This is a genomic window from Pseudarthrobacter sp. R1 (assembly GCF_024494415.1).
In the GTDB taxonomy this organism is placed as follows: Bacteria; Actinomycetota; Actinomycetes; order Actinomycetales; family Micrococcaceae; genus Arthrobacter.
The window spans coordinates 88,913-111,505 of the sequence record NZ_JAMKFI010000001.1 but is presented as its reverse complement, the minus strand read 5'-3'; the positions used below and the strand labels follow the sequence as shown (position 1 = coordinate 111,505).

Annotated in this window: 20 protein-coding genes; 8 read left to right on the top strand and 12 right to left on the bottom strand. The window is 64.9% G+C overall.

The window, feature by feature from the left end; all coding sequences use genetic code 11:
• Positions 1-10 precede the first annotated feature (10 nt).
• The 5 genes from M8J71_RS00520 to M8J71_RS00500 all read right to left on the bottom strand — a co-directional run bounded on the left by M8J71_RS00520 (position 11) and on the right by M8J71_RS00500 (position 5,934).
• Positions 11-1,573 carry an MFS transporter gene (locus M8J71_RS00520; RefSeq protein WP_256246330.1) on the bottom strand — a complete coding sequence of 521 codons (1,563 nt, stop codon included), beginning with the start codon at positions 1,571-1,573 and terminating at the stop codon, positions 11-13.
• An 89-nt stretch (positions 1,574-1,662) separates the two neighbouring features.
• Positions 1,663-2,139: a MarR family winged helix-turn-helix transcriptional regulator gene (locus M8J71_RS00515; protein WP_256246064.1), complete on the bottom strand. Its 477-nt coding sequence runs from the start codon at positions 2,137-2,139 to the stop codon at positions 1,663-1,665.
• Between the two features lie 289 nt (positions 2,140-2,428).
• Positions 2,429-4,138, bottom strand: a complete 1,710-nt coding sequence (locus tag M8J71_RS00510) for a thiamine pyrophosphate-binding protein (RefSeq protein ID WP_256246063.1) — start codon at positions 4,136-4,138, stop codon at positions 2,429-2,431.
• 4 nt (positions 4,139-4,142) lie between these two features.
• Positions 4,143-5,207, bottom strand: coding sequence for an agmatinase (gene speB, locus M8J71_RS00505; RefSeq protein WP_256246062.1), 1,065 nt, complete (start codon positions 5,205-5,207; stop codon positions 4,143-4,145).
• Between the two features lie 151 nt (positions 5,208-5,358).
• Entirely contained in the window at positions 5,359-5,934 is a 576-nt protein-coding gene (locus M8J71_RS00500; RefSeq protein ID WP_256246061.1) for a helix-turn-helix domain-containing protein, read from the bottom strand.
• 273 nt (positions 5,935-6,207) lie between these two features.
• On the opposite strand from M8J71_RS00500, the gene M8J71_RS00495 reads away from it, so the two are divergent.
• Positions 6,208-7,728, top strand: a complete 1,521-nt coding sequence (locus tag M8J71_RS00495) for a sodium:solute symporter (RefSeq protein ID WP_256246060.1) — start codon at positions 6,208-6,210, stop codon at positions 7,726-7,728.
• 79 nt (positions 7,729-7,807) lie between these two features.
• On the opposite strand, the gene M8J71_RS00490 is transcribed toward M8J71_RS00495, so the two are convergent.
• Positions 7,808-8,044: a hypothetical protein gene (locus tag M8J71_RS00490; RefSeq protein WP_256246059.1), complete on the bottom strand. Its 237-nt coding sequence runs from the start codon at positions 8,042-8,044 to the stop codon at positions 7,808-7,810.
• Between the two features lie 250 nt (positions 8,045-8,294).
• Between M8J71_RS00490 and M8J71_RS00485 the strand changes: the two genes are divergently transcribed.
• A complete protein-coding gene (locus M8J71_RS00485; RefSeq protein WP_256246058.1) occupies positions 8,295-9,494 on the top strand; it encodes a VIT1/CCC1 transporter family protein in 1,200 nt (399 codons plus the stop codon).
• A gap of 59 nt (positions 9,495-9,553) precedes the next feature.
• Positions 9,554-10,492 carry a matrixin family metalloprotease gene (locus M8J71_RS00480; protein WP_374114787.1) on the top strand — a complete coding sequence of 313 codons (939 nt, stop codon included), beginning with the start codon at positions 9,554-9,556 and terminating at the stop codon, positions 10,490-10,492.
• Positions 10,493-10,516: 24 nt separating this feature from the next.
• On the opposite strand, the gene M8J71_RS00475 is transcribed toward M8J71_RS00480, so the two are convergent.
• Together M8J71_RS00475 and M8J71_RS00470 are read right to left on the bottom strand one after the other, a co-directional pair.
• Positions 10,517-11,650, bottom strand: coding sequence for an LOG family protein (locus M8J71_RS00475; protein ID WP_256246056.1), 1,134 nt, complete (start codon positions 11,648-11,650; stop codon positions 10,517-10,519).
• A gap of 138 nt (positions 11,651-11,788) precedes the next feature.
• The gene (locus M8J71_RS00470; protein WP_256246055.1) at positions 11,789-13,192 is read right to left on the bottom strand and encodes a sugar porter family MFS transporter; all 1,404 of its coding nucleotides are present in this window, start codon (positions 13,190-13,192) and stop codon (positions 11,789-11,791) included.
• A gap of 289 nt (positions 13,193-13,481) precedes the next feature.
• On the opposite strand from M8J71_RS00470, the gene M8J71_RS00465 reads away from it, so the two are divergent.
• From M8J71_RS00465 to M8J71_RS00450, 4 genes are all read left to right on the top strand, one after another.
• Entirely contained in the window at positions 13,482-14,222 is a 741-nt protein-coding gene (locus tag M8J71_RS00465; RefSeq protein ID WP_163165602.1) for a GntR family transcriptional regulator, read from the top strand.
• Between the two features lie 17 nt (positions 14,223-14,239).
• Positions 14,240-15,133 carry a 5-deoxy-glucuronate isomerase gene (iolB, locus tag M8J71_RS00460; RefSeq protein ID WP_256246054.1) on the top strand — a complete coding sequence of 298 codons (894 nt, stop codon included), beginning with the start codon at positions 14,240-14,242 and terminating at the stop codon, positions 15,131-15,133.
• A 32-nt stretch (positions 15,134-15,165) separates the two neighbouring features.
• A complete protein-coding gene (locus M8J71_RS00455; RefSeq protein ID WP_256246053.1) occupies positions 15,166-16,188 on the top strand; it encodes a LacI family DNA-binding transcriptional regulator in 1,023 nt (340 codons plus the stop codon).
• A gap of 110 nt (positions 16,189-16,298) precedes the next feature.
• Positions 16,299-17,279 (top strand): sugar phosphate isomerase/epimerase family protein, encoded by a 981-nt coding sequence (locus tag M8J71_RS00450; protein WP_256246329.1) that lies wholly within the window; start codon positions 16,299-16,301, stop codon positions 17,277-17,279.
• Here M8J71_RS00450 and M8J71_RS00445 read toward each other — a convergent pair.
• Entirely contained in the window at positions 17,276-18,514 is a 1,239-nt protein-coding gene (locus tag M8J71_RS00445; protein WP_256246052.1) for an MFS transporter, read from the bottom strand. The genes M8J71_RS00450 and M8J71_RS00445 overlap by 4 nt on opposite strands.
• Before the next feature lie 156 nt (positions 18,515-18,670).
• Here M8J71_RS00445 and M8J71_RS00440 point away from each other — a divergent pair, with 156 nt between their 5' ends.
• Positions 18,671-19,120 carry a MarR family winged helix-turn-helix transcriptional regulator gene (locus M8J71_RS00440; RefSeq protein ID WP_256246051.1) on the top strand — a complete coding sequence of 150 codons (450 nt, stop codon included), beginning with the start codon at positions 18,671-18,673 and terminating at the stop codon, positions 19,118-19,120.
• 70 nt (positions 19,121-19,190) lie between these two features.
• On the opposite strand, the gene M8J71_RS00435 is transcribed toward M8J71_RS00440, so the two are convergent.
• Genes M8J71_RS00435 through M8J71_RS00425 form a run of 3 tightly spaced genes read right to left on the bottom strand, consistent with a single transcriptional unit; the run spans position 19,191 to position 22,561 of the window.
• A complete protein-coding gene (locus tag M8J71_RS00435; RefSeq protein WP_256246050.1) occupies positions 19,191-20,627 on the bottom strand; it encodes a sugar porter family MFS transporter in 1,437 nt (478 codons plus the stop codon).
• The gene (locus M8J71_RS00430) at positions 20,624-21,499 is read right to left on the bottom strand and encodes a sugar phosphate isomerase/epimerase family protein (RefSeq protein ID WP_256246049.1); all 876 of its coding nucleotides are present in this window, start codon (positions 21,497-21,499) and stop codon (positions 20,624-20,626) included. Before M8J71_RS00430 ends, M8J71_RS00435 begins: the two co-directional genes overlap by 4 nt.
• A gap of 48 nt (positions 21,500-21,547) precedes the next feature.
• Positions 21,548-22,561 (bottom strand): Gfo/Idh/MocA family protein, encoded by a 1,014-nt coding sequence (locus tag M8J71_RS00425; RefSeq protein ID WP_256246048.1) that lies wholly within the window; start codon positions 22,559-22,561, stop codon positions 21,548-21,550.
• Positions 22,562-22,593 lie beyond the last annotated feature (32 nt).

The following is a 22,593-nucleotide window of genomic DNA, read 5'->3' as shown; positions in this document are numbered from 1 at the left end:
TGCCCACGGCTTACCGGGCAGCGGAGGCGGGTTTCGCCGCGGCGCCTTCCTTCTGGTGGGCCGGCTCCTGCGCAGGCTGGATGTCAACGGTGCGCCGCAACGGCTTTTCCTTGATGAACAACACCGAGACCAGCGCGATGACGGTCACCGCCGCGGAGATCAGGAAGACCTCCGCGGTGGCATCTCCGTAGGCGGCCCGCATGATGTCCCGCACCGGTTCCGGCATGTGGGCCAGGTCCATGCTGGAGCCGGCTGCGCCGCCCTGCACCGGGATGCCGGCCGCTGCGAGGCCCTTGGTGGCAAGCTCGCTGACCCGGTTGGCCAGGATGGCGCCCAGCACGGCGACTCCGATGGCGCCACCCACGGACCGGAAGAACGCCACCGAAGCGCTGGCCGTTCCAATGTCCGCGGCCCGGACCGTGTTTTGCACGGCCAGGACGAGGTTCTGCATCAGCATGCCCAGTCCCAGGCCGAGCACCGCTGTGAAGACGCCGGCGTGCCACAGCTCGGTTGTGTGGTCCATGGTTCCGGCCAGTCCCAGTCCGCCGATCAGCAGGATGGAGCCGGCGATGAGGTAGCCCTTCCATTTGCCTGTCCGGCTGATCAGCAGGCCGGATGCCACCGAGCCGGTCAGGTTTCCGGCGATCATTGGCAGCGTGAGGAGCCCTGCCTCGGTGGGGGTCGCTCCGCGGGCCACCTGGAAGTACTGGCCCAGGAACGTGGACGAGCCGAACATCGCAATGCCCACCGCCACCGAAGCGATGATGGCCAGTGCCGTGGTGCGCTCAGAGATGATCTTCAGCGGGATGATGGGCTGCTCAACCTTGGATTCCACCAGGACCAGCAGCGCAAGCAGGACGATGCCGCCACCCACCATCAAAGCGGACTGCCAGGAAACCCACTCGTAGTAGGCGGGGTTGCCGGCGAACGAGACCCAGATCAGGAGCAGGCTCACACCGGACGTGAGCAGGATGGAACCGAGCCAGTCGATCCTGGCGGGCCGGCGGACGTGGCTGATTTTGAGGGTGACCTGCAGCAGGATCAGTGCGACGACGGCGAGCGGCACGCAGACGAAGAAGGTCCAGCGCCAGCCCAGCGGGCTGTCTACGATGAAGCCGCCCAGCAGGGGGCCGCCGGCGGTGCCGACTGCCATCACGGCACCCATGTAGCCGGAGTACTTTCCGCGGTCGCGCGGCGGGATCATGGTGCCGATGATGGCTTGGGCAAGGGCGGTGAGGCCGCCCATGGCGACGCCCTGGATCACCCGGGCCCCAAGGAGCAGGGGGATGGTTTCGGACAGGCCGGCCATCACGGAGCCGGCCACGAAGATGACGATGCTCAGCTGGACCAGGACCTTTTTGTTGAAGAGGTCCGCGAGCTTGCCCCAGATCGGCGTGGTGGCTGCGTTGGCCAGCAGCGCAGCGGTGATGACCCAGGCGAAGTCTGTCTGGGTGCCGCGCAGGTCGGACATGATGGTGGGCAGCGCGTTGGCCACGATGGTGCTGCTGAGGATCGCCGTAAAGAACGCGGCGAGGAGCCCGGTGAGGGCTTCCATGATCTGGCGGTGGGACATCTCGGGCGGTGCCCCCGCCGGTGCGGTGGATATTTTGGCCGGGGCGGCGGTTTGGCTTGCCGCAGTGTGGGTTGCCACTGGTTCAGCTCCTAGGAGGTGTGGGTTGTGATGGTGCCGGCCGCCTTTGCCCGGGCTGATTGCTTAAGTGAGTCGGTGAGCTTGTGCAGGATTTTTGCCGTAGTGCCGGCGTCTTCCTCGCTCCAGTCGCGCAGGTAGTCCTGCAGGGCCGCCGCTCGCTGCTCCTCGATGGAGCGGAGCTTCTCCGCTCCCAAGGGTGTGAGGGCAACCAACTGGGCCCGGCCGTCGTCGGGATCCTGCCTGCGGATCACCAGGCCATGCTCTTCCAGGTCCGCAATGTGCCGGCTGAGGACCGGGGCGCTGACGCCCAGCCGCTCGGCGAGCCTGGTGGCCCGGGACTCCCCCTCCCCCACGAAGCGCAGGACACCCTGGAGTGCTACTCCGGTGTCCTGCCCACGAACGCTGGCAGTGGCGATGCACCGCACTGCGCGCTGAAGATCGAAGATCTGGTACACGAGATCCGCTGCCGTATCCGGTGCTACTGCCATGGCTTCAGGCACTCCTTACTTGTTTGCCTGAAGCAACTATATCCCAAGTTGGTTGCTTTGGGAAACTAAGTGCACGTGCGGGGCCAAGGCTCGCAGAATGGGGCGCAACTCCCCGCGAACAGAACCGGTCGCGGCCGCAGCTTGAAACGTAAGCATGCTTTCTATTACTCTGGTTTCAGCTACTCCGCTTGTCCCCCATCAGGCGGAGCGGTTGCCAAAAAGGCCCCGCAACACGGACTCGTGCTGCGGGGCCTTTTGCTGTCCCGGTTCCGGTGCAAGACCGGAGCAGTTATGCGGGCAAGTGGGTGGGCGCGAACATCTTCAGGAGCGTTTCCACCACGACGACGTTGGGCCCGTCGGTTGCGAAGCCCGCCTCCAGCGCCTCCCCCACATCCTCGGGTGTCACTTTTGTGGCAGGCACGCCGAACGCTTCGGCGAGCTTGACGAAATCCGGCCGGGCGAGTTCGGTGGCGGTGGCCTTGCCGAACGCACCCACCATGTATTCGCGCAGGATGCCGTAGCCGCCGTCGTCCACAATCAGCCAGGTGACCGGGACGTTGTGCTGCTTGGCGGTGGCGAGTTCGGAGATGGAGTACATCGATGAGCCGTCGCCGGATACGGCAAGTACCCGGCCGGGCCTGCCCACCGTTTCCAGTCCCACTGCCGCGCCGATTGCTGCCGGGAAGCCGTAACCCAGCCCGCCGGCACCCTGCGCGGAATGGAACTGGCCCTCCCGGGCATCCCAGCAGCTCCAGCCCCAATATGCGGAAATCGTCATGTCCCAGAAGGTTTGCATGTCCGCGGGGACGGCTTCGCGGATGTCGGCCATGAACTTCAGTTCCTTGCCCAGATCCTGGGATTCCAGGCGTTCCCGGACCTTCGCCAGCGATTCCTTCACCAGGTCCTCCGGCGACGTGCCGTGCCAGTTCGGCCTGGTTTCGGCATGCCCAACCACCAGCGCTTCGTCCAGGGCGGCCAGCGCCTGGCCGGCGTCGGCACGGATGCCCAGCCCAGGCCGGTTGGATTCCAGGACCCGCGGTTCGGCGTCGATCTGGATGATCCTGCCGCGCGGCTCAAAGGTGAAGTAGTTGGAGGTGACCTCACCCAGGGATGAACCAATCACCACCAGGACGTCCGCGTCCTCCAGCACATCGGTCATGTGGCGGTCCTCGATCCAGGACTGCAGTGACAGCTCATGGCTCCAGGGGAACGCACCGTTGCCGCCCGGGGTGCAGATCACGGGGGCGCGAAGCTTTTCCGCGATGGAGAGCAGGGACTTCTCTGCCCGGCCCCGCCGGGTGCCGCCGCCGGCAATGATGGCCGGACGTTCCGCGGCCTGCAGCCATTTGACCGCTTCGCGGACCAGCTCCACCCGCGGGGGGTTGTCCGCCGCTTCTGCCAGCGCGTCCTCAACGGGAGGCACCATGATCGGGTCCAGCAGGACGTTCTGCGGGATCTCGATCCACACCGGCCCCTGGGGAGACGAGATGGCTTCGGTCCAGGCGTCCTGGATGGCTGACGGGATGCCCGATGCGTGCTGGATCAGCCGCTGGCTCTTGGTGACGTTGGCGGCCGACGCCTTCTGGTCGTCCAGTTGGTGCAGCATGCCCTTGCGCCTGGCGCCCAGCCCCTCAAGCGGGATCTGGCTCGCCACCACCACCATGGGAACGCCAGTGGCGTACGCTTCCTGCAGCCCGGCCAGGGACGTCAGGGCGCCGGGGCCCGTGGACAGGAAAAGGACACCCACCTCACCGGTTGCCCGTGAATAGCCGTCAGCAGCGAACGCGGAATTGTTCTCCACCCGCGATGACACGAACTGCAGGTTGCCGCGCCCCATCGCGTCAAAGAGCCCCAGTGCATGCTGGCCCGGAATGCCAAAGACGGTTTTCGCGCCCAGGGCTTCCAGCGTTTCGACGACGAGGTCCCCGCCATTGCGGGCACCCGTGCCTGCACCGTCCCCTACGGGCGCGGCGGCCGATCCCGGGTCGAAATCGATCATCCTGCTACTCCTTGCCGGCCGCGGCGAAGCCTGCCGGGCGGCGGATTTCCTGGCCGAGGGCCTGGGCTGCGTAGCCCGTGGCTGCTCCGAAGCGGTCCCCCGCCACGGCATTGTCTGCCATGAGGGTGACGAGTTCGAAGGCCACGTGGCTTGCGGCCACGCCGGTTATTTCGGCGTGGTCGTAGGCGGGGGCAACCTCCACGACGTCGGCGCCCACCAGGTTCATGCCGCGGAAGCCGCGGATGATTTCCAGCAGCTCGCGGCTGGTGATGCCGCCGGCTTCGGGTGTGCCGGTGCCCGGGGCGTGTGCCGGATCCAGGACGTCGATGTCCACCGAGATGTACAGCGGGCGGTTTCCGATCCGGTCCCTGACCTTGGCCACCGTCTCCAGGACGCCCTGGTAGTAGACGTCCGCGGAGGTGACGATGCCGAACCCAAAGCGATGGTCGTCGTCGAGATCCTTTTTGCCGTAAAGGGGACCGCGGGTGCCGATGTGGCTGATGGCCTCCGTGTCCAGGATGCCTTCCTCGACAGCACGGCGGAACGGCGTGCCGTGGGTGTACTCGGCGCCGAAGTAGGTGTCCCAGGTGTCCAGGTGCGCGTCGAAGTGCAGCATCGCGATGGGCTCGCCGGCACGCTCGGCGGCGGCGCGGAGCAGGGGCAGCGCGATGGTGTGGTCACCGCCCAGCGTCACCAGCTTGCTGCCGCCGGCGGTGAGGTCGAGCGCGTTCTGCTGCACGGTCTCGATAGCCTCGTTGATGTTGAAGGGGTTGACCGCCATGTCACCGGCGTCGGCCACCTGGATGTTTTCGAAGGGGCTGACGTCCCAGGCAGGGTTGTACGGGCGCAGCAGCCGGCTGGCTTCCCTGACATGGTTGGCACCGAAGCGGGCGCCGGGGCGGTAGGAGACGCCGGAGTCGAAGGGAACACCCACCACCGTGACGTCCGCTTTCTCCACCTGGTCCAGGCGCGGAAGGCGGGCATAGGTGGCAGCGCCGGCGTAACGGGGAATACGGGATGAATCGATGGGGCCAAGGTTGCCGTTGGCTTCGATGCGCAGCTCTTCCAATGGAGGCCTCTCCTTCGAGGAGTTGAGGGACTGATGTGACTGCCATCATACAGCTTGTTTCCCTGTGTGCACCAGCTGTTTACTTTCAGATCCTTGCAAGGGCGCGGCCCAGCCGGGCAGGAGCGGGATTAGGGGCAAGGCCGGCTTGGAGTCAGCGGCTGGCAGCCGGGACCAGGACCCAGAGGACTTCCACCGGCTCGTCGGTGGGGTTGATCCACGTGTGCGGCTCCCGGCCGGGGAAGGTCACGGTATCCCCGGCGCTGAGATCGTACTCCTCGTTGGTGAGGATCAGCCTGATATTGCCCTTAATGACATGGAGGACGTCCACGTCGCAGTCCACGGCATAGAGCTCGGTCTCGCCGCGGCCGTGCGGTTCGATGCAGGCCTGGATGATCTGGATGCGCCGCTCTGAACGGGCGGTGAGCAGGCGCTCCACGATGCCCTGGCCGCCGAGCGAGATCCGCGGCCCGTCATTGCGCTTGGTCAGGTGGGTCTCCGGAGCAGCAAAGAGTTCCCCGATGGAGATCGAGAGAACCTGGCAAAGCGTCACAAGGGAAGCCACGGAGGGGGACGTCAGGTCGCGCTCCACGCGGCTAAGGAATCCCTTGGTTAACCCGGTGGCGCCAGCCACCTGTTCAATAGTGAGCCGCTGGGACTGCCGCGCGGCCCGGATCCTGGAACCGATGGCAACAGGTACATTGCTCGGCTCAACTGGCAGTGCCTTCATCTGCGTACCTTTCATGGCCGGCCGCCCGGCCCCACTCTGGAGCAATACTAATGGCCAGCCGCGTCTATGACGCCTGCGTGGCGCGCGTGGCCGTCCGCAGCAGCACCCCCTTGACTGTTACCACGGTCACAGCCTACTCTTTGGAAAACACTTGTTGCCTATAAGGCAATATCTGAGAACTTACTCTCATCCCGCCCCTCGTGCAGCGGCTTCCGGCTTCCCCACCACTTCCCGGAGACCACCCCGGCTGCCAACAGCTCCAAGGAGTCCAACGTGGACGCAAATGTCATCAACATCGCCATCGTGGTGGTGTATCTTCTCGCCATGCTGGCATTCGGCTGGTGGGGCAAGTCCCGCACCAAGAACAACAGCGACTTCCTTGTCGCCGGCCGCCGCCTTGGCCCCTTCCTCTACACCGGCACTATGGCCGCCGTCGTCCTGGGCGGCGCCTCCACAGTGGGCGGCGTAGGACTCGGCTACAAGTTCGGCATCTCAGGCATGTGGCTGGTCGTCGCCATCGGCGCGGGCGTCCTGCTCCTCAGCCTGCTGTTCGCCGGAACCATCCAGAAGCTGAAGATCTACACCGTCTCGCAGATGCTCACCCTGCGCTACGGCAGCAGGGCCACCGAGGCATCGGGCATCGTGATGCTCGCCTACACGCTGATGCTCTGCGCCACGTCCACCGGCGCCTATGCCACTATCTTCGTGGTGCTCTTCGACTGGGACCGCGCACTGGCCATCGCAGTCGGCGGCGCCATCGTGCTGGTCTACTCCACGGTCGGCGGCATGTGGTCCATCACCCTGGCGGACCAGGTGCAGTTCATCATCAAGACTGTTGGCATCTTCTTCCTGATGCTCCCCTTCACCCTCAACGCCGCGGGCGGCATCGACGGCATCCGCAGCCGGGTTGACGAGAGCTTCTTCCAGATCGACGGCATCGGCCTGCAGACCATCATCACCTACTTCGTGGTGTACACCCTCGGCCTGCTGATCGGCCAGGACATCTGGCAGCGCGTCTTCACGGCCAAGACAGCCAAGGTGGCCCGGTGGGGCGGCGCCACCGCCGGCATCTACTGCATCCTTTACGGTGTTGCCGGCGCACTGATCGGCATGGGCGCCAGTGTGGCCCTGTCCAACATGGAGATTGCAGCCAAGGACGACGTCTATGCCGAAGTGGCCCAGACCCTGCTGCCCGTCGGCATCGGCGGACTGGTCCTGGCGGCCGCTGTTGCTGCCATGATGTCCACAGCTTCGGGCGCCCTCATTGCCGCCGCAACCGTTGCCCGCGCCGACGTCCTGCCGTTTGTGGCCAGCTGGTTCGGCAAGACCATCAACACGGAGGACACGGACAACCCCGAGCACGACGTCAAGGCCAACCGCATCTGGGTCCTGTCCCTGGGCATCATCGCCATCCTGATCGCGATCATCACCAAGGACGTGGTCGCAGCCCTGACCATCGCGTACGACATCCTGGTGGGCGGCCTCCTTGTGGCCATCCTCGGCGGCCTGGTCTGGAAGCGCGGCACCGGTGCGGCCGCGGCCGCCTCCATGGCTGTGGGCTCGGTAGTCACGCTCGGCACCATGATCATCCTGGAGATCAACGCCAAGGCGCCGTTGGACGGCATCTATGCGAATGAGCCCATTTACTACGGCCTGCTCGCCTCTGCCGTGGTGTACGTCGCTGTCTCCCTGCTGACCAAGCCCACCGACCCCCAGGTGATGCGCAACTGGCAGCGCCGGGTCGCCGGGCAGGAAGCGCCGGAGGCTCCGGCGGAACCGGTGTCCGCCCCGTAGGGGCAGCTACTGCGTCACGCACGACGGCGGCACCTCCCCTTCGCATTCCATCGAAGGGGAGGTGCCGCCGTCGTCCGTCCTATTCCGTGTCGCGTTCCGTCTCGCGGACCTCGTCCGGGTCCAGCGGGACGGGGCGGTCCTCGGCGTCAATAACTATTGGGGCCGGCTGCACCACCGGCTCCTCTTCGTCCAGGAGATCATCCTCGGTGTCCCAGTCGTCCTCATCGACGGGTGCATCCTCTGCGTAGTCGTAAGCAGGGTCCGCTTCGACGGCTTCCAGGTGCGGCATGTCCGCGTGCGGTCCGGTGGTGCCCATGATCCAACCTCCGTTTGTTCGCCTGACGTGCTCTTACAGGGCGCTGGCGTGCGCCACAGTTTCATCACAGCACCGCCGCGAGCCGCGGTCAAGGGTTCGCTGCTTGCCCCAAATACCTCCGGAAGCCCGCTGGTTTTAAGGGTCGCCGAAACTCCGGAGTGAGGGAAGCCAGCCGAAAATCCGCGGATTTCCTCGGTAAGCTGGCCGTGCAATGGGGCCGAACCATGCCCCGTCCAGCCCAGGAGTTTCCGTGTCCCAGCACGCCAATCCAGACCACCACCGCGACTCCCCTGCGGGGTCCCTCCCCTCACATTCCGTCCCGTCGGTTCCCGCTCCGTCCCTGCCTGACGCGGCAGCCCGGCCCGGAGCCCAGCCCACGTCCGCGGACATCCGCCGCTGGCGCCAGTATCTGGCGGACGAGCGCGCCGAGGCCGCCGTCTACCGGGACCTGGCGCAAAACCGGCAGGGCGAAGAACGTGACATCCTGCTCGCCCTGGCCGAAGCGGAGGGACGGCACGAGGCCCACTGGTTGGGCCTCCTCGGCGACCACGCCGGCAAGGCCCGCCCGGCGTCAATCCGGAGCCAGCTGCTCGGTTTCCTGGCGCGCCACTTCGGCTCCGTCTTTGTCCTGGCGCTGGCCCAGCGCGCAGAAGGCCGCTCCCCCTACGCCAAGGATCCCAACGCCACCGACGCCATGGCTGCCGATGAGCAGATCCACGAGGAAGTAGTACGGGGGCTCGCCACCCGCGGCCGCAACCGGCTGGCGGGCACCTTCCGCGCCGCCGTCTTCGGCGCAAACGACGGCCTTGTCAGCAACCTTTCCCTGGTGATGGGCATGGCAGCATCGGGCGTAGCCAGCAGTGTGGTGCTGCTCAGCGGCATTGCCGGGCTGCTGGCCGGTGCGATGTCCATGGGAGCCGGCGAATTTATCTCGGTCCGCTCCCAGCGTGAGCTCCTGGCAGCCACCCGCCCCACCCAGGTCACGCTGGCAGCCGCCCCGAAGCTGGACCTCGAGCACAACGAACTGCTGCTCGTCTACCTGGCCAGGGGAATGTCCCAGGAAGCGGCGCAGCACAGGGTCGCCGAACGCATGGGCCTCCTGTCCTGCGACTGCGACCCCAGCCTGTCCCTGCAGCCGGAGCTTCCCGAGGCCGAGGACCAGCACGAGGCCGTGGGCACCGCGTGGGGCGCAGCGCTGTCCAGCTTCTGCTTCTTTGCTTCAGGCGCCATCGTCCCCATCCTCCCGTTCCTGTTCGGACTGACCGGAGTGGCTGCCCTGGTGGTGGCGGGAGTACTCGTGGGCCTCGCCCTGCTGGTGACAGGCGGCATCGTGGGCCTGCTCTCGGGCACTTCGCCGCTGACCCGCGGCCTGCGGCAACTCGCCATTGGCCTGGGCGCCGCCGCCGTCACGTACCTGTTGGGGCTGGTCTTCGGCACTGTCGTCCACTAGCAGTAGGGTTTCACTGGCAGTAGTGGATAAGCGGGGGACAAAATAATGGGGATGCAGTAGTGGAGGGCCAGCCGCCGCGCCATGCCGGAAGGCGGGCACGCACTGGAAGTGCCGGCAAGGCCCTTCGTTTCGTGCTCACAGGCGCCCTGTTCTCCGCAGCGTTGGTGGGGGCAGCGCTGGTGCTTGACGATCCGCGGTTCAAGGATCTCCTCGATGTCCGCCTTGGGCCGGGGCCTTTTGGGCAGGGCAGCGGCGGGCAAGGAGGCGGCGGGCCCCAAGCCGGGACTGCCGGGGAGGCCGGAGGGCAATCCCCAGCAGAGGCGCGGACGGGAGCGCCGCCGGTGGGAGTTGGGGAAAAGGATGCTCCCCTCGGCCAGCCCACGCCACCTACAGTGGGCAGTGACGCGTACCGGTTCCTGGCAGTCAACGGCGACGGCAGCCCAGTAGGTTACTCCCCGTGCCGGCCACTGCATTATGTCGTTAACGACGCCTTGGCGCCGGCGGGGGCGCAGCAGCTGGTCGCGGACGCCATCACTGCTATTTCCGCCGCCACAGGCATTGCTTTCATTGACGATGGCACCACCACCGAACAGCCGTCGCCCCAACGGCCCCCGTACCAGCCTGATGCCTACGGCGAGCGCTGGGCTCCGCTGCTCATTGCATGGACAACACCGGAGGTGGCGCCCCAGCTGAAGGGCAAAGTAATCGGCACCGGCGGCAGCACCCACTACAGCTACGGCGACGGCCCCAAGACCTTTGTTACCGGCGGCCTGGACCTGGACGCACCGCAAATTGCGGACGAACTGCTGAACCCCGATGGCCACCTCTATGCCACGGCAGTGATCCTGCACGAACTCAGCCATGTGATGGGCCTTGACCATGTGGCGGACCCCACCCAGCTGATGTACCCGGAGATCGGGACTCCTGAGGGGTTGTCCGCAGGGGACCTCAACGGTTTGTTCGAACTCAGCAAGGCCCAGTGCCGGAAGGACCTTTGAATCGCCCTACCGGCGCCGGCCTGGCTAGCCCTGCAGGACGGCCACCGCCTCGTCCACAGTGTCCACCAGGAAGATCCGTTCGGCCATGGGCCTGCCCTCAGCCAGGCTGCGGAGCATGGGCCACGCCGGATACTGGTGTTCCCAATGGTGCCTGCCCACCAGCACCATGGGCGTAATTTTTTCGCGGGCGCCGTAGTAGTTCTCGCAGGCGTCCTGGAAAATCTCCTGGACCGTCCCTGCGGCTCCGGGCAGGAAGATGATGCCCCCTTGGCAGAGCTCAAGCAGGATGGCTTCGCGGATTGCGTTGGCGAAGTACTTGGCGATGTGGGTGGCGAAGTAGTTGGGCGGCTCGTGTCCATAGAACCAGGTGGGGATGCCAAGCGACGGCGTTCCGCCCGGAAAACGTTCGACGACGGCAGCGGCCGCCCGCGCCCACGCGGACACCGAGGGACGGAACCCCGGGACGGAGGCGAGGCCGGCCAGCGCAGCATGCAGCCCGCCGTCGTCCGCGTCGCTCAGGTAAGCGCCCAGGTTGGCTGCCTCCATGGCCCCCGGTCCCCCACCGGTCGCCACCACGTGCCCGTTTCGGGCGAGCAGCCGGCCGAGCCGTGCGGCCTGGGTATAGTCCGCACTCCCCCGTTGGGCAGCATGTCCGCCCATCACACCCACCACGGACCGGGCCGCGAACGGCCCGGAATGGATTGCCTCCTCGAGGGCATCGCCGACGGCGTGGTCGTGCAGCGCTGAGGCGAGGGTGGCATCAAGCCGGTGCCGTTGCCCCGGTTGGATGCTCCATTGGTAGATGCGGGCGTCGGGCAGTTGTTCATACGGGGCATCGGCGAGCCCGGCGTAAAGCTCTGCGGGCGAATACAAACTGCCCCGGTAGGGGTTGAACGGAACGGACTCGAGGCGCGGGAAAATCAAGGCGCCGCGGCGGCGGAGGGTATCCTCCGTCCCATCGTCAAAGGTGCAGCCAAGGAAGATGGCGCCTTCAACGTTCACCTGCTCCAGGACAGCGGAGCGCCCGCGGAGATCAAGCGACTGCGCGTGCCAGCCTTCCAGGTCCGAGCTGCCCGCCCTGACCAGGCTGTCGAAGGTGGCGAGGTCGTCCACGTCAAGGCTCCGCGGGCTGGGGCCGAGGTTTCCGGAGAAATTCATGGGTACCTTCCTCTCACGCTGCTCATCCACCCAGCGTAGGGCACCATCCAAAAGCAACGCGGGGTCAGATCCTGCCTATCCGGAACTCCGGAGAGGGCTGGGTCTGACCCCGCGTTGCTTGGAGGGGTGGAGCGCCGCCTACACGCGGACCGGTGCTACGCCTTCCCGGAAGTGCGCTTCCAAATCCTCGAGTGAGTGGCCCTTGGTTTCGGGGACGAATTTGGCCACGAAGGCGAGGGAAGCAACGTTGACCAGGACGAAGAGTCCGAACGTGCCGGTGGATCCCAGGGCTTCGACGACGATGGGGAACAGGAAGGAAATAGCGGCGTTGACCGTCCACAGCGCGAAGACGGCGACCCCCATCGCGAAGCCGCGGATGGCCAGCGGGAACATTTCCGAAAGGAGCAGCCACACGCAGGTTCCGATGAAGCACTGGACGAAGGCAACGAACAGCATCATTGCGGCGAGAATGGTGTAGCTGGCAAGGTCAGACTGGGGAAGCAGGAAGACGACTGCCAGCAGGGCCTGCGAACCCACCACCCCGGAGAAGCCAATGATCAGCATCTTCCGGCGGCCGATAAAGCCCAGCAGCCAGATTCCGAGGATGGTCATCAGGACCGAAGTGACACCGACGCCGATGGTGGCAACGAGGGACGCGCTCACACCCAGGCCGCTCTTTTCGAGGATGGTGGGGGCGTAGTAGTTCACGGTATTGATACCGGTGGCCTGCTGGACTGTGGCAAGGCCAATGCCGATCCACAGCAGCCGGCGCATCCACGGGTTGTCCCGCAGGTCCCGCCAGATGTGGCCGCGTTCCTTCTTTGCGGTTTGTGCGGTCAGGGCGATTTCTTCGAATTCGGCGGCTGCTTCCTCCGGGGTCCGGCTCAGGTTCAGAACGCGGCGGCTGTCCTCGAAGCGGCCGCGGATGGCGTACCAGCGGGGCGACTCCGGCAGGAGCAGCATGCCTGCCAGCAGTGCGAGGGCGGGCAGCGAGGCGATGCCGAGCATGGTGCGCCAGACTTCCGTGTCCTGGATCAGTGCATCCAGGAGGGCGTTGATGGCGAAGGCCAGCATCTGGCCGGTCACAATCATGAGCTCATTGATGGTCACCATGCGGCCCCGAAGGTGGGCCGGAGCCATCTCGGCGAGGTAGAGCGGGCAGGTGACGGCGGCGGCGCCCACGCCGAGGCCCAGCAGGATACGGGCCGCGATCATGAAGGTAACAGTGGGGGCGATGGCGCAGCCAATGGCGCCAAACAGGAACAGGAGCGCGCAAACCAGCAGGGAGCCTCGGCGTCCGAGTTTATCGGCCATGCGGCCGCCGGCCAGGGCGCCAACCGCCGCGCCAGGAAAGAGAAGCGCACTCACCACTGTTGCTTCCTCAACGGAGTTCATGTTCAGCGAGTCGTTCATGTACAGGAGCGCGCCGGAGATAACGCCTGTGTCGTAGCCGAAGAGCAGGCCGCCGAGGGTGGAAATCACTGTCAGCCGCGCGAGGTAGCCGCGGCTCCTGGTGCCAGGGGATTGGTTCTGCAACAGCATTGTTGCCTCTCAGATTCTCTTAGGGACGGTTGACCGATCCGGAATGTGATGCGTGCCACTGATTTTAGAGCGCTCTAATGACATTCGTCAAGGAAAAGTCTTAATGTCAGAACAATTGGCTCGCCGCACCGGGGCGCCTTGAGGCCCAGCCCCACCTCTTGACCCGCCCCGCGCGCCTGCTACGATCAAAGGCGAAAGTATGTCCTATCAAGAGAACATATGATGGCAAAGCCGCCGCTTCGGCCTTACAGGGCCGGGCTGGGCCGCAACCAGGAACAGGAAACAAGACGTGGCGAACAACCTGGGTCTCAGCATCGACCGATCCTCTCCCGTCCCCCTGTACCACCAGGTGGTACAAGGCATAGAAGCAGCGATCTACAGCGGCGTCCTGGAACCCGGCAGCCGGCTGGATAATGAAATCGACCTCGCGGCCCAGCTGAACCTTTCCCGTCCCACGATGCGCAAGGCCATGGATGAGCTGGTCAGGTCAGGGCTCCTGGTGCGCAAAAGGGGTGTGGGAACGCAGGTGGTGTCGAGCCAGGTGCGCCGTCCGCTGGAGCTCTCCAGCCTCTATGACGACCTCACCAACAACGGCAAAAAGCCCACTACGGAGGTCCTGAGCTTTTCCCATGTGGAAGCCGATGACGCCATCCTCGCTACCCTGCAGCTTCCTGCCGGCTCCAAGGTGTACCACTTCACCCGGCTGCGGAAAGTTGGCGGCAAACCACTGGCACTCATGGAGAACTGGGTGCGGGATGACATTGCCGCCATGGACGAGGCAATGCTCGCGGCCGAGGGTCTTTATGCAATCCTCCGCAGGGGCGGGGTTAACTTCCGGCTGGCCAACCAGCGCATCGGCGCCATGATCGCCAACGATTACCAGGCGTCCATGCTCGACACCGCGGCCGGGTCCGCCCTGGTCACCATGGAACGCACGGCCGTGGACGATACCGGCCGCCGCGTGGAAACCGGGCACCACGTGTACCGGGCGGATTCCTACAGCTTTGAAATGACACTCGTACAGCGCTAACACAAGGAGCCACCTCTATGACCAACTGGGTCTACCCGCTCGGCACCGCCACTGACGGCACATGGGATGTCTCGATCGGAACCTCCGACTCTTCCCTCACCGTGGACGGGTGGGCACACACGGGCCTGAAGGTCGCCACCCTTACGGCAGGGGCCGACGTCGTACTCCCGGCGGCCACTGAGGAACGCATCGTTGTGCCGCTCAGCGGCTCCTTCACCGTCACCGTGGCTGACGTGGAGTACAAGCTGAACGGCCGCCGCTCCGTGTTCCACGGACCCAGCGACGTCCTCTATTCAGGAACAGAACGCGACGTCACCATCAGCTCTGCCGACGGCGGCCGGGTTGCCGTTGCCACCGCTCCAGCGGGCGTTTCCTACCCCACACGGTTGGTGACGGCGGCAGAAACGCCGGTGGAACTGCGCGGGGCCGGCAACTGCTCCCGCCAGGTCCACAACTTCGGCACCCCGGCTGCACTCGAAGCCGACCGTTTCATTGTGTGCGAGGTCCTCACCCCGGCCGGCAACTGGTCTTCCTACCCTCCGCATAAGCACGACGAGGAAAAGGACGGCGAAACCCATCTCGAGGAAATCTACTACTTCGAGACGAGGGTTGCCGACGGGTCTGCTGCGCCTGCTGACGCCGACGCCATCGGCTACCAGCGCGTTTACGCGTCCGATGAGCGCCCCATCGACGTCTCTGCCGAGGTCCGCACAGGTGACGTGGTCCTGGTCCCCTACGGCTGGCACGGCCCGGCCATGGCGGCGCCGGGCTATGACCTCTACTACCTGAACGTGATGGCCGGCCCGGGTCCGGTCCGCGAATGGCTGATCAGCGACGACCCGCACCACGGTTGGGTGCGTCAGAGCTGGGACGCCCAGGACATTGATCGGCGGTTGCCGTTCGGATCCTAGGTACCCCGCTTTCACTGGCATGATGGAGTCTTGTGAAGCAGACTCCCGCCGCCAACCGGCCCGTCACCATGGAGGACGTCGCCCGTGAAGCAGGCGTAAGCCGGGCACTGGTGTCGCTGGTCATGCGTGACTCGCCAAAGGTCTCGCCGGGCAAGCGCGCCGCCGTCCTCGAAACGGCCGACGCCCTGGGCTATTCCCCCAACCGGTTGGCGAGCCGGCTGGCCAGCCACCGCACCAAAACTTTGGGCGTCCTCTTCCTCGATCTTCACAACCCCGTTTTTGCTGACATCTACGACGGCATCGCTGAAGGCATCGAGGGCAGCGGCAACCAAATGATGGTCGCCGTTGGCTCGGCAGATCCCGGGACAGAACTGGAGGCGGTCCGCTCATTCGTGGACCTGCGGGCGGACGGCGTACTCCTTGCCGGCTACACCGGTTCCGAGGCAGATCTGGCATCGGCCCTCCGGGGGACTCCCGCCGTGGTCATCACACGGGAGCTGGATGCCGACGGCGTTGATTCTGTCCTCACTGACGACTTCCAGTCCGGGGTACTCGCCGTGGAGCACCTCTATGAACTGGGACACCGACGCATCGCCCACGTAGACATTTCCGACTGGCTTCCCTACACCGCCCGCAGGGAGGGCTACCTTCACGCGATGGAGCAGTTCGGTTTGGAGCCAATGCTGGTCCACAGTGATATGACCGAGCGCGGCTCACGGGAGGTGATGGAGAATTTCCTGGCTACCGGCACCCCGTTGCCCACAGCGATTTTTACCCACAACGACCTCACCGCAATGGGCGTCATGGAAGCCCTGTACGCGCACGGTCTGGCGGTTCCGGACGACGTGGCCATTGTCGGCTGCGACAACATCGAAGTGGCGGCCTCGCCCCTGATTGGGCTCACGTCCATCGACCAGCACGCCCGGGAGCTCGGACGCTCTGCAGCAGAAGTCATGCTGGATCGGATTGCCAAGCCAGGTGGGCCCGCTATCACCCGCAAACTTGAACCAGCCTTGATGGTCCGCAATTCCACCGCCGGGAGCGCCAAGCAATAACTGCCCGGCGAAACGCCTTCAACTCATTGACACGGAAATTAGAGCGCTCTAATCTGAGGGATAACCTCCCGCACTTCAGAAAGCCGAGCCATCCCATGCCTGAAAACCACATCAAGCTAGGCGTCTACACCGCCGTCCTGCACCAGTACGGGTTGCCCGAAGCCCTGAAGACCATCAAGGACCTTGGGCTTGACGGCGCGGAGATCAATGCCGGCGGCTTCATCGGCACCCCGCACCTGCCGGTTGAAGACATCCTCTCGTCCGACGCCGCCGTCGACGACTACCTCGGGACGTTCGCTGAAGCTGGCATCGCCCTCACCGGACTGAACGTCAACGGCAACCCACTCCACCCGGACACGGAAGTCCGCGAAAAGCACAGTGCGGACCTGCAGCGCTCCATCGAAATTGCTGCCCGCCTCGGCGTGAAGCGCATCGTCGCCATGTCAGGGCTCCCGGGCGGCCACCCGGGCGCGACAGCGCCCAACTGGGCGGTAAACCCTTGGGACAGCGCCTACCTGGACATCCTGGACTACCAATGGGACATCGCCGTGGACTACTGGAAGGACATCAACGCCCGCGCCGCCGGCCATGACGTCAAGGTGGCCATCGAAATGCACCCCCAAAACCTCGTCTTCAATCCGGCCACGATGATCCGCCTCGTAGAGCGGACCGGAGCGACGCATGTTGGCGCTGAGATGGACCCAAGCCACCTTTTTTGGCAGGGCATCGACCCGGTCGCCGCCATCAAGCACTTGGGCCCACTCGTGTTCCATGCGGCCGCGAAGGACACCCGGATAAACGAAGCCTGCAAGATTAACGGGGTTCTGGATGACCGATTCCGGCGCCTCTCCCCCGACGAGGAGCGCCTCAACATCGGCGGCCGCTACTTCGTCAACGAGTGGCCCAGGAACTCGAGCTGGGACTTCGTCGCTGTCGGCCGCGGACACGACGTCGAGTTTTGGCGGGACTTCCTGGCCGCCCTTGCCGACGTGGACCCGGGCATGGCCGTGAATATCGAACATGAAGATCTGGAACTGGGCCGCGTTGAGGGCCTCCAGGTCGCCGCGGCCACCTTGAAGGCAGCACTCTAGAGGCCGGCGTGCACCTCCCGCACTGCAGGCTTGGCTGGGTCGGCGGGGGAATCTGCAGCATTGCCTAACCCGCCGGCTACTACACCTGACCGGCGGGCCTTGGCTGCCGCCAATGCCATGACCACCAATCCCGCCAGTGTGATGCCGGCACCTGCCCAGATGGGTGAGGTGTAGCCGAGCCCTGCTGTGATGGTGACACCGCCCAGCCAGGCACCCAGGGCATTGCCCACGTTGAACGCGCCGATGTTGGCACCCGAGGCCAGGGTGGGCGCGGTGCTGGCGTACTTCATCACCCGCATCTGCAGGCCGGGAACAGTGGCGAAGCCGAAGCCGCCCATCAGGACCAGCGATGCTACGGTCACCGCCTGATTGGCGGCAGTGAGCGCGAAAACCACAAGGATTGCAGAAAGTGCAGCCAGCACCACCAGCAGGGTCCGGTCCACGTTGCGGTCAGCTGCCCTGCCGCCCAGGGTGTTGCCGGCGAAGAGGCCCACGCCAAAGATAATCAGCAGCCACGGAACGGTGGTGGAGGCGAAACCGGAGACTTCGGTGAGGGTGTAGGCAATGTAGGTGAAGGCGCCGAACATGCCGCCGAACCCAAGGATGGTCACCACGATGGAGAGCCATACCTGCCCCGAACGGAAGGCCTGCAGCTCGCGGCGCAGCCCACCGGCGTCGCCCTTTCTCCCGGCAGTGCCGGGGACCAGCGCCAGGATCCCGGCGAGCGCCACCACACCGATTACCGTGATGGCCCAGAACGTGGCGCGCCACCCCGCAGCCTGGCCCAGCAAGGTTCCGAACGGAACACCCAGGACGTTTGCCGCCGTCAGCCCGGTGAACATCAGGGCGATGGCGCCCGCCTTCTTTGTCGGGGCCACCATGTCCGCGGCCACGACTGCACCAATGCCAAAAAATGCTCCATGGGCGAGTGCCGCGATAACCCGCCCCAGCATCATGGGCCAGTAGTCTGCGGCTGTGGCGGACAGCAGGTTGCCCACGATGAAGAGGACCAGCAGGCCGGCCAGCACGGGTTTACGGTCAAGGCGCGTTACCGCTGCCGTCAGCCCCAGTGCTCCCACCACCACAGCCAGCGCATAACCGGAAATGAGCCATCCTGCCGATGCTTCAGTGACGCCGAAATCAGCCGCCACTTCAGGGAGCAGCCCCATAATGACGAACTCCGTCAATCCAATTCCAAACCCGCCGAGGGCAAGGGCAATGAGGCCGATAGGCATGGGGGTGCTCCTTTGAGCTGTACTCCACAGGGAAAGGCGCCTAGAATAGTTGCAGACGCGCTGTATTTATTGTTGCACATGCAAATATCCCGCGCAAGCAACTACTTATCGCTGCAACAGGTGTACCTTGTGGGGCCGCCTCTGAGGAGTAATGTCATGGGCATTAAGGACGATGCTGTTGAGGTCCGCGCGCAGGGGTGGCGGACCTTGGCGGCCCTTCACGGCCTGATCGAGAACCAGCTGGAGCGTGCCCTTCAGGCTGGCTCGAAACTGTCAGTTGTGGAGTACACAGTCCTGGACGCCCTCAGCCGGCAGGACGGCTGGCACATGCGGATGCAGCAGCTGGCCCGGGCCAGCGCCCTCAGCCCCAGCGCTACCACGCGCCTGGTCAACCGGCTGGAGGACAGGGGGCTCCTGACCCGCGTTCTTTGCGACGACGACCGGCGCGGCATCTACACGGAACTGACGCCGAGCGGCATCAGCCTCCTGGAGGAAGCGCGGCCCGTACATGACGCCACACTGGAGCATGCCCTGGACGAGGCCCAGGGCATCCCCGAACTGGCCGCTCTCGTGAACGCGCTGCCAAAGCTGCACGCCCGGAGGTAGCCAAAAAATAATGCCCCCTTGAGACAGGCTCAAAGGGGCATCATTCGAAGTGTTCCGCGGTGGAGGTTGACTAAACGCTCGGGCCGGCGGCGGCGCCAGCTTTCGTTCCCGCCACATTCTTGAAGTAGTGTTCCAAGTCCTCAAGGCTCTTGTCCTTGGTTTCCGGAACGTACTTTGCGGCGAAGGCAATGGCGCCCACTCCCAGTACGGCAAACACGAAGAACGTGCTGGACAGCCCGATGCCGGCCAGGAGCTGCGGGAAGCCGAAGCCCACCAGGAAATTCACGATCCACAGCACGAAGGCGGAAGCGCCCATTCCCAGGCCGCGCATCTTCAGCGGGAAGATTTCTGACAGCATCAGCCAGGTCACTGGTGAGATGGCCCCCTGCTGGAACGCGAGGAAGGTGACCGTCAGCGCCAGGATGACGAAGCCGCGGGCGGCGCCCTCGGGCAGGATCAGCGAGAACAGGCCGATCAGCAGCAGGGCCGACGTCGTTCCCACCTGCCCTGTGATCAGCATCCGCCGGCGCCCTACTTTGCCCAGCAGCCAGATGCCCACAAACGTGGCGAGCACTGAGATCACCCCGTTGGCGATGTTGGCCGTCAGCGCTGCTTCCCGGCCGAAACCTGACTGCGAGAGGATCTGCGTGCCGTAGTACATGATGGAGTTCACGCCGGTGATCTGCTGGATCACGGCAAGGCCGAGGCCTACCATAAAGATGCGGCGGAGCCACGGGATGTTCAGGTCCTTCCACGAGCCCATCTTGGACTTATAGTCCTCCACGGCCATCGCCTTGACCTCTTCGAACTCCGTCCGTGCCTCGGCGTGTGACCGGATGCGCTGCAGCACGGAGAGCGTTTCGCCGAAGCTGCCCATCGACGCCAGCCAGCGCGGGCTCTCCGGCATGAAGTTCATGCCGATCCACAGGGCGATGGCCGGAAGCGTAGCGATCACCAGCATCCAGCGCCAGATGCCGCCAGCTTCTCCGAAGGTATTGCCGAGGTAAGCGTTGAAGATGAACGCCAACAGCTGCCCGGTGACGATCATCAATTCGTTCTGGGTGACGATCCTTCCGCGGCGTGCGCTGGGCGAGACCTCGGCGAGGTACACGGGCACAGTCACGGAAGCGCCACCAACAGCCAGGCCCAGCACGAACCTGGCGGCGATCATCACCTCGGTGTTCGGTGCGAAAGTGCAGGCGAGCGTGCCCACGAGGAAGATGACCGCAAGGACCATGATCATCTTGCGCCGGCCGTTACGGTCCGCGAGGCGGCCGCCAAAAAGGGCGCCGAACGCTGCGCCGAACAGCAGGGAGGACGTCACCAACCCCTCCGTCAGCGGCGTTAGCCCCAGGTCCTCCTGCATGTAGGGCAGGGCACCGTTGATCACGCCGGTGTCGTAACCGAAGAGAAGGCCGCCGAAGGTGGAGATGATGGTGACGGTACGGAGTGCCTTTTGATGGTTGCCCGGCTTCGCCCCGGTTTTCCCAGGAACAGGGGCACTCATACGCTGACCTTTTGCACGTACTGCTTCATCGTCTCCAGCTGGTACCGGGAGACGTCCTCGGCGTGCTCGTCCTCCGCAAAGACGCTGGACACCATAACGGTATCGTCCCGGTCCAGGAAGCCGATCTCCTTCAGGCCGCCGAAAAACTCGTCCCAGTTGACGTCGCCGTCGCCGATCTTCAAGTGCTGGTGGACGCGCACCGGATTCCCCGGCGGGTTGGTGATGTAGCGGAGCCCGTGCGAGGCATGGTGGTTCATGGTGTCGGCCACGTGAACCAGGCGCAGCCTGTCCCCCGCCGCCCGCATGATGTCCAGCGGCTGGTTCTTCATGTGGAAGCTGTGCGACGCCACGTACACCAGGCCCACGTTCTTCGAGTTGAGCCCGCGGATGACGCGGACGGCGGCGAGGCCTTCCTCCACGAAGTCGTCCGGGTGCGGGTCAATCAGCAGGTCGATGCCCTCACGCTCGATGATCGGGAGCAGTTCCTCCATGGACCGGTAGAAGGCGCGCTCGGACTCCTCGGCCTTTTCCGGCCGTCCGCTGAACTCGGTGTTGATGGTGCCGACTCCGAGGTCAACCGTAATCTGGATGGCACGCTTCCAGTAGCGGACCGCCGCTTCGCGGGCGTCCTCGTCCGGGCCGGACCAGCGAAGGACCGGCAGGACAGAGGCGATTTCGATTCCCGCATCCCTGCAGGCCTTGTTCAGCTGGCCCACCAGCTCATCGTCCGCTTTGGGGTGGTTATAGAACGGGATGAAGTCCGCGTGCGGAGTCATCTGCATGTACTTGTAGCCGAGGTCCGCGACCACTTTGGGAAACTCAAGCAGGCTGTGCGTGTGATGAAACGGGGTGGGATCAAGTGCGATTTTCACGTAGAACACTCCATTGTGGATCAGTAAGGCTGGAGGGTGGCTGGCCGGCTACTTGTAAAGGTCGGGCTTTGGCGCGAGCTTTACGGCCACCTTTTCGCCGTTCTTCTGCGCCTCGACGCCGGCCTCGCAGCAAGCCGCTGTAGCGTAACCGTCCCAGGCAGTGGGACCACCAATTTCGCCCTTGAGCGCCGCATCCACCCATGACTGGATTTCGACGTCGTACGCCGCCCCGAAGCGTTCTTCGAAGCCGGGGGTGACGTTGCCGCCCCAGCGGCCAGCGCTGCGGGTGTAGGGACCCCTATCGCCGCCGATGTTGACGATGCCTTCTTCGAAGGAGGCCTGGGTGGCCACTTCATAGCCAAATTTTGCATTGACGTAGATCTCGACGTCGGCCAGGACGCCGGACTCGGTCTCGAGCAGGACGTGCTGGGGATCGTGCTGGCCGGAGGGCGCGTTTTTGGTGGCCTTGCCCAGGCGGACCTGGACGCTGGTAATCTCCTCGCCGGTGAAGAAGCGGATGGCGTCAAACTCGTGAACTACCGAGTCATTGATCAGCATCTCGTTCGTGAAGCCTGCTGGGGTGGTGGGGTTGCGGTGCTGGTGGTGCAGCATGAGCAGCTCGCCCAGTTCATGGTCGCGAATGATCTTGCCCAGCGAGGCGTACTCCGCGTCGAAGCGGCGCATGAAGCCCACCTGGATGCGCTTGCGGCCCAGGTCAACCTCGGCCTGCACGATCTTCCAGGAGGACTCGGCATCCGGCGTGAGGGGCTTTTCGCAGAGGATCGGGATGTCCTTGGCGATCGCCTTGAGCAGGATGTCCTCGTGCAGGAAGCCGGGGGTGGCGATAAGCACGGCGTTGACATCGCCGTTGTTGAGGGCTTCCTCGGCGTCGGCGAGTGCGACGGCACCCGGGATTCCTTCGATAGCGGCCTGTGCACGCGAGAGGTCAACGTCCACGACGGCGGCAACTTCGGCTCCATGAATCCGGGTGTGAAGGCGCTGGATGTGGTCGGCGCCCATACGTCCGGCACCGATGACGGCTACGCGGAGGGTTTCAGTCATTGTTTTGTCCTTCGATGTCTGGAATTGATGGG